Source organism: Comamonas sp. GW821-FHT11H03, from assembly GCF_058807955.1.
The window spans coordinates 1-7,213 of the sequence record NZ_JBXARF010000021.1; the positions used below are offsets into that span (position 1 = coordinate 1).

Genomic DNA, 7,213 nt, shown 5'->3' on the forward strand with positions numbered 1-7,213 from the left:
GACGACGGCAGAATCACCCCGCCCATCAGGGCTAACTTAGCGACTGGACGGTGTCCGGAACTACGGGGGCAAGATCACCGCTCATTCAATACAGTCTGTGCTGACTCCCAAACCCGCTGTGCTTCTGCTTGCTTGGAATGACCTGTACTAGTTGCGCTTACTAAATAGCTACGCGCATCAGGGCCAGCCCAAACGCTCAGCAACTCAAGGGCTACTAGCCGTTGTATGTTTCGCGTGAGTGTGGATGCGTCCAATTGCATCCGCTTTGAGAGATCTACTGGACGCATGGGCCCATGCGTAACCACGTGAGACAGAAGGGTGTACTGAGTTCCATTCAGGCCAGCCTCGCAGGAGAAATCTTCATAGTGCAGTGACAACACACGACCGAGTTGGCCCAACTTTAGGTTTGTGCACTCAATGGCGCTGACAATACTATTCATTTTTTGGCTTTCAAGTTCATATTCGGTATAAGTAAATGAGATTGAAACTACAAACACATTGGTCCAATTTTTTGGCCGCTGTGGAGCGAATAAAATGCTCTATAAGCTGGTAAACACCAGCTATCCATAAGCGTGCGGATGATCGCAGTAGCAAATCAGCGACAGTTTCGAGGCTCTCTAAACGCCTTAAAGAGTGCATGCTTCACCATACGAAATGGCTGCAGCTATTCGTTTGCCAAAATTTATACAAAGGTTTACAGGTGAATTCGCTCTTGTCCGAGTAAACGAATCACAGCGAAGCGATTTAGTATTTCATACCCATATTCACTGACGTTGGCCTTTCCGTCTTCCCTTTACGACCCATTCTTGCGCTGCTCTACACTACAGAGCGGCGTAGAGCAGGCTGGGGATGTTGGGCATAAAGCTGTGCCACTGTTTGCAGTGCTCGCTCTAGCTTGGCCATGTTGCCGCAGACACCAAGCGATAACCGCACCGCACCTTCCGCACGGTCCAGCGCAGAAAATGCTCGGGCTGCAGCCACAGCAACATCGCGCTCATGTAAGGAATGCACAAACATGTCCTCACTCCAATGGCTAGGCAGCGGTAGCCAAATGTGCAATCCATATGGATCCGCCGCTGCATCGGGAGGCAAGATACGTCGTGCCAACTCTTGGCGTCTCTGAGCTTCGTTTTGAATGTAGGCAGTCATCTTCAAAGCGGTGCCGGATTCCATCCACTGTGCAGCCAGCGCCACCAGCAACTGCGACAGGCTCATGCCTAGGGTGGCAAGTGTTTCAAACACCACATCGCTCGCTTCGTTGTTGGAAGCAAGAACCAGTGAAGTACGTAGACCTGGCCAGACGGACTTCGACAGCGAGGACAAGTAGTAACTGTGCACCGTATCAGGCAAAAACATGACCAATGGTGGGGGGGAGCTAGGCAACAGTTGGCGATACGGATCATCCTCAATCAAGGCAATGTCATATTTCTCCACGCACGCTGCAATAGCCTCCCTGCGCGCCAAAGGCATGGTGCGCGTGGTCGGGTTGTTCAATGTGGGGTTTAGATAGAGCAATTTGGCCTGCGTAGACTGCACCGCTTGCTGCAGAGCAGCCGGATCCATGCCATCTGAATCCCCTTGGACCGCTATGATGCGTAGCCTCATCTTGCGGGCAGCAGACAAGAAGCCGGGATAGGTCAGAGCGTCACACAAGACTGCATCCCCGTCCCGACAAAGAGCCATCAAGATAGCGCATATAGCGGATTGTGTACCAGCAGCCAGCGTAAGAGGCTGGCTGGCTGCCTTCGGCAGAAAAGGTATTAAGCGCGCACGCCCCTGAGCCACTGCTGCCGCGTGAATAGCAAAAGGCTCATAGGTAGAAAGCTGTGGGAGGTTGTGTGTTTGCAGCGCATCGGCCAAACCCTCTTTGAGGGCTGCATGTAGAAAGTCAGGTATCGGAGGGGTGTTCAGTCCCAGATCAGTCCCGATATAGCCAAAGGAAGCCGTTTCCTGCTCAGCAATAAAAGTACCGCGTCCCGTAGTCCCTGAAATTAAACCTTGCTTGTGTGCTGCCGCGTATGCTCGGCAGGCGGTACTAACATCAATTTCGAGTAACTGGGCCAGCGCGCGTTGGGTTGGAATCTGAATGCCTGGCGAAAGATCACCATTTGAAATACCGTCCTGAATCATCCGGACGACCTGTAAATAACGTGGGCCAAAGCCAACGCGAATAGGCTTGAGCCAGGCTGGAGGCAAAATGTCATTCATTATTGATGGCATTCAAATATTTTGAGATCAATACTGCCGCTTGCTGAAGGCAAGCGACGTATCAGCGGCTGCTGCGTGCCATCTCTTCTTCCAACTGCAACAAGCTGGGGGTAATGATGGGAATGAATGCGGACTCCCGCCAACGCCTTGCAAAGTTTGGGCGTTGATCGAGGAGATAGCCGCGTCCTCCGCTGACTTGCAGCTCCAAGTCCACTGCTTCGCGCACATACTGAGCCATTCGCACACGTAGTTGAAAAAGAGGTTCTACGTGAGTCTCCCAAATCGTCTGAATCATGCCTTCTCGCAGCATGACCTCTGCATCATTCAGTGCAGTTTCCAGTCTCGTGAGGCGTTCGTTCATCATCTGGGGAAGATGTCTGCCTTCGCTACGCGAGGCACCAAGCGAGGCTCGGGCCAGTCCCAAAGACAGGCAACATTGCATACCCAGAAAACGAGGGCGCATGGCTTTTAGGAAGGGTGGCCCTTGTTGGGCCAGGACCGCTTCGTGGCCAAGCTCAACCGCGCTTAAATGAATGGCAGCCGTGTTGCTAGCGCGCATCCCCAGCAAATCTAGGTCTTCACTGCGATGCACGCCTTGAACAGTACTTTCTATAGCAAATACCATGGGAGCCTGACCAGCGCTGGTTTGGGCAGCAACGGCAACCACAAAGCCTTCAGGCCGCACATTACTGACCCAGGGCATGAACCCATCTAGCTGCCATCTATTGCCCAAATCTTGAGCCTGCACATTTAAGCCTTCCAACTGCGACAAGAACTTCATGACATTGGATAGGCCTACTGCTCCGGCTAATTCCCCCTTCAGCAAGCGTTTCAGCAAACGCGATTGCAGAGCGGAGTTGTCGCTGTGGCGCAAATAGTCGATGAACGCCATTTGTCCCCAGAGCACAAAGGCAGCTGTGAGCGAACGACTGGCCACTTCAGTGATAGCTCGTGAACTATCGCGCACATCGCCTCCTTGCCCCCCCTCACTCACAGGAATGCCTACACCCAGCAGCCCTAAGCTGGCAAGCTCAGGCAAAACTTGCGTTGCTGCATCGGTTACCGTGTCCCATTGCAAGGCCTTGCTTCTCAGGCAATCAGCAACTTGAGCACTCGGTACGGCGCCAAGCTCAGGCGCCACAGAAGAATTCAACATATTCATTGTGGTGTGTAAATCGGATGAATTTTGTGGTGGGCATTGGCCGGACATTGCTCTAGCAGGGTTTAGCCAACCATGCCTCCCAGCGCCATGAGTTGACGCATTAGCCAAGCAGCGGCACCGAGTGTGGATACGCTGGACATCCAGATCAGCGCCATCCAGCCCAATTGACGGACCGTGGCACGAGTGCGGTCATTGCTGTGAGTAGCTGCATTCACCAATGTCTTCATACTGGGTTCCTTCTCAGTGGTAGTGCTCTCCATGGCGTACCTTTCCGCGGAAGACGTAATAGCTCCAGGCGGTATAGCCAATGATGATCGGGATAATGAATAACGCACCAACGAGTGCAAAGCCTTGGCTGGAAGCAGGTGCTGCTGCGGCCCAGATGGTCAGTGAGGGGGGAACGATGATGGGCATTAGGCTAATGACCAAGCCTGAGTAGCCGAGGAAAGTGATACACAGAGCGAGTGCAAACGGGCTGCCATTGCGCCGCCCCGAACCCAGAGTGCGCCACAGCAGCATCAAGCACGCCAGCACCAGAACAGGCACGGGCAGGAACCAGTAGAAGGTTTGCTGATCGAACCAGCGCCGCGCTATGTAGGCATGCAGCATTGGCGTCCACAGGCTGATGGCGGCAATGACGCCTGCGATCAGCGCAGTGCTCACACGCGCCGTTTTGCGCATCTGTTCTTGCAAGCGGCCTTCGGTTTTCATCACCAGCCAAGTGCTACCGAGAAACACATAGCCCACAACTAATGCGCAGCCCGTGAAGATGCTGAATGGACTGAACCAGTCAAAAGCACCTCCGACAAAAACACCGTTGCGGATCTCCAAGCCCATCATGATCGCGCCCAGCGTCACCCCCTGCATGAGCGTAGCGAGCAGCGAGCCACCGGCAAATGACTTGTCCCAGATATGGCGCCGATGTTCACTGGCTTTGAAGCGAAATTCAAATGCCACTCCGCGCAAGATCAGGCCGATGAGCATGAGCATTATGGGAAGGTACAAGGCGCTGAGCACGGTAGAGTACACAACGGGGAAGGCTGCCATCAGGCCTGCACCACCCAACACCAACCAGGTCTCATTGCCATCCCATACAGGGGCGATGGTGTTCATCATCACGTCGCGGTCGTCGCGGTCTTGGTAGAAGGGGAACAGTATTCCGACGCCCAAGTCAAAGCCATCCATCACGACATAGATGAAAACACCCAGCACGATGATGCCGGCCCAAATTACGGACATATCGATTCCCATAGGAATTTCTTTCAAAAGCAATCAGTGATGGGCTGGCACAGAAGCTGAGCCAGACAAGGGACGCACGGGCTGGTTAAGTTCACTGGGACTTCCCTCCGGTGCTGACTCACCTTTGCGCGGAGCAGTAGCTAGCATCCTCAGCCCCATGGCCGTACCCGTGCCAAATACCAGTAGATAGATGAAGGCGAGTAGTGCCAGAGACACAGCCAAATGCGAGAGGTCGTGGTTGGAGACACTGTCGGCTGTGCGCATCACCCCATAAACCACCCAGGGCTGACGGCCAGTCTCAGTCACAAACCAGCCAGCTAGCAGAGCCACCAAGCCTGCCGGTCCCATCGCTACACAAAAGCGCTGGAACCAGGTGGCAGCGAATACGCGGCCTCTGCGACGCAGCCAAAGACCCACCAAGCCCATGGCAATCATCAACATGCCCAGGCCCACCATGACGCGGAACGACCAGAAGACAGTAGCAACATGTGGCAGGTCTTCTTTGGGGAAATCGCGCAATGCGGGGATTTCACCGTCAAGGCTGTGCGTCAGAATCGCACTACCCAAGCGAGGAATGGACACCTCAAAATCGTTGCGTTGTTGCTCCTGATTGGGCAAGCCAAACAGCACCAACGGTACACCTTCACCTTCTTCTCCATGCTCCCAGTGCCCCTCCATTGCGGCCAACTTGGCAGGCTGATGCTCCAGGGTATTCAGACCATGCTGATCTCCGATCAACGCTTGTAGCGGCGCAGTGATCAAAACCATCCAAAGTGCCATAGAAGTCATCGTTCGTACGGCGGTTGTTTGGCGTCCCTTGAGCAAATGCCATGCGCCAGTGGCTCCCACGATCAAAGCAGTGGACAGAAAGGCTGCAATCACCATGTGCGCCAGGCGATAAGGGAAGGACGGATTGAAAACAATGGCCAACCAGTCCTTGGGAATCACTACGCCGTCGACTATTTCATAGCCTGCGGGTGTCTGCATCCAACTGTTGGATGCCAGAATCCAGGTCGCAGAAATAAGTGTGCCGATCGCTACCATCAGCGTGGCAAAAAAATGCATTCGCGGGCTGACCTTGTTCCAGCCAAACAGCATTACGCCGAGAAAGCCCGCTTCCAAAAAGAAGGCGGTTAACACTTCGTATGTGAGCAAAGGTCCTGTAATGCTTCCCGCGAAGTTCGAAAAGCCACTCCAATTGGTTCCGAACTGATACGCCATGACCAAACCTGAAACCACGCCCATACCGAAACACAAGGAAAAGAACTTGATCCAGTAATGAAACAGGTCTTTGTAAACCACTTTACCGGTGTAAAGCCACATGCCTTCCAAGACTGCAAGAAAAGACGCAGTGCCAATGCTGATAGCCGGAAAGACAATGTGGAAGGACACCGTAAAGGCGAACTGGATACGAGCCAGATCCAGCGCAGTGATGTCTGTAAGTATCACCATGAATTCTAATTTCCTTGTAATTTCTGAAAATTGTGAAATCAGAGATTGCAGATTGAATGCAATTAAATTGAATTCATCTCATTGTATTTTTTTTGATTTTTGCAAGAAAACTAGTGATATTTGAGTGCAATTTGAAATTGCATTCAAAACTTGAGAGGGCGTTCTCACGGTGGCGCTTCTAAAGCTAGGGTAGCGAAAAGATGTTGTTGGACCGCCATCAGTGCGAAGGGAGGGGCTCTTCGTTGTGGTGCCAAGAACCAGATATCCGTACCTGCCTTTTCAACACAGATGGGGGCAATAGCGTGGGAGTTTTACCAATGGGTCCCCAACACCTATGTATGAAATCCCCTATCACTACCGCCAAAAAAGTCTGCGCGAATTGCGTGCTTCACTCTCCAGATAAGGCGGCCTCTCAGGGCATCTTCGGCGAACTCAAGAGCGAGCTGTTCTATCTCCGCGCCAGTAAAGCACAAGGACTGAGCGGTTCACGAAAGCGGGGAAAGCATGCATCCGCTGGTGTTACACGCAATGAGCAGAGCTCTTTTTGAGGGGCTGAAGCCTAGTCGAGTGCCTCAGGGACTTCAGGGTCTCGACATACTCGATCCAAAATTTACGCCACATCCCAGCGGGTCAGTCTGGCGTGAAAATCAACACCTGTCGCAGCATTTAGCAGCAGTCGTCTGAGCCGGTACTTGTTGAGCCATGCAAGTTAGTGGCGGGTTCCAAGGGTGACGTGGCCGTTCAAGGCAAACGGCGCTCAACGGCTGGAGTTGGTGATAGCTGTCGCTCCGGCGCTCGGCCGTAAATGATTCAAGTCAGCCTGAAGCTGCCAACTGCGGAAAACGGCTGGCTGGCTTCTTCTGGCCGAAGCCGGGCCTAGCTACTGTTGAGTGCAGCACCGCAAAGCTGACCTTCGGGGCTGCGCCTTGAGCGTCCGGTTTAGTCAACGGGTGCAGGCCGTCGCTAGTCGTCCGGCGCATGGTTGCGAGCAGCCGATCCAGGCTGGTTGCTGCCGTTCATCTCAGAAATGCCAATGACCACTGTTGCCCAGAGCAGTCATTGCGCCAAGACTTTCCAGAAGGTCTGCTCTGCATCTCAAAGCTGTCGCTGAAGTCTGACGACCGTCAAGTGACTGCTTTGGCTTGCGCTGAA

6 protein-coding genes are annotated in these 7,213 nt (G+C 53.4%); all 6 read right to left on the minus strand.

The genetic code is table 11. The annotated features are described in order from the left end of the window. Positions 1 to 74: 74 nt before the first annotated feature. On the minus strand, positions 75 to 440 hold the full coding sequence (locus AC1RTQ_RS24085) for a MarR family winged helix-turn-helix transcriptional regulator (RefSeq protein ID WP_492879494.1): 366 nt from the start codon (positions 438 to 440) through the stop codon (positions 75 to 77). A 376-nt stretch (positions 441 to 816) separates the two neighbouring features. After that, positions 817 to 2,220 (minus strand): aminotransferase-like domain-containing protein, encoded by a 1,404-nt coding sequence (locus AC1RTQ_RS24090; protein ID WP_492879484.1) that lies wholly within the window; start codon positions 2,218 to 2,220, stop codon positions 817 to 819. A 49-nt stretch (positions 2,221 to 2,269) separates the two neighbouring features. After that, on the minus strand, positions 2,270 to 3,418 hold the full coding sequence (locus tag AC1RTQ_RS24095) for an acyl-CoA dehydrogenase family protein (protein WP_492879486.1): 1,149 nt from the start codon (positions 3,416 to 3,418) through the stop codon (positions 2,270 to 2,272). A 14-nt stretch (positions 3,419 to 3,432) separates the two neighbouring features. Further along, on the minus strand, positions 3,433 to 3,597 hold the full coding sequence (locus tag AC1RTQ_RS24100; RefSeq protein ID WP_492879488.1) for a DUF2474 domain-containing protein: 165 nt from the start codon (positions 3,595 to 3,597) through the stop codon (positions 3,433 to 3,435). A 13-nt stretch (positions 3,598 to 3,610) separates the two neighbouring features. Beyond that, a complete protein-coding gene (cydB, locus tag AC1RTQ_RS24105) occupies positions 3,611 to 4,621 on the minus strand; it encodes a cytochrome d ubiquinol oxidase subunit II (RefSeq protein WP_492879490.1) in 1,011 nt (336 codons plus the stop codon). A gap of 21 nt (positions 4,622 to 4,642) precedes the next feature. Beyond that, on the minus strand, positions 4,643 to 6,061 hold the full coding sequence (locus AC1RTQ_RS24110; RefSeq protein ID WP_492879492.1) for a cytochrome ubiquinol oxidase subunit I: 1,419 nt from the start codon (positions 6,059 to 6,061) through the stop codon (positions 4,643 to 4,645). Between the last annotated feature and the right edge of the window lie 1,152 nt (positions 6,062 to 7,213).

What these genes read in the sequence shown, in the direction of transcription:
- AC1RTQ_RS24085 (WP_492879494.1), bottom strand. Translation starts at nt 440, where the DNA reads ATGAATAGTATTGTCAGCGCCATTGAGTGCACAAACCTAAAGTTGGGC.
- AC1RTQ_RS24090 (WP_492879484.1), bottom strand. Translation starts at nt 2,220, where the DNA reads ATGCCATCAATAATGAATGACATTTTGCCTCCAGCCTGGCTCAAGCCT.
- AC1RTQ_RS24095 (WP_492879486.1), bottom strand. Translation starts at nt 3,418, where the DNA reads ATGTCCGGCCAATGCCCACCACAAAATTCATCCGATTTACACACCACA.
- AC1RTQ_RS24100 (WP_492879488.1), bottom strand. Translation starts at nt 3,597, where the DNA reads ATGAAGACATTGGTGAATGCAGCTACTCACAGCAATGACCGCACTCGT.
- cydB (WP_492879490.1), bottom strand. Translation starts at nt 4,621, where the DNA reads ATGGGAATCGATATGTCCGTAATTTGGGCCGGCATCATCGTGCTGGGT.
- AC1RTQ_RS24110 (WP_492879492.1), bottom strand. Translation starts at nt 6,061, where the DNA reads ATGGTGATACTTACAGACATCACTGCGCTGGATCTGGCTCGTATCCAG.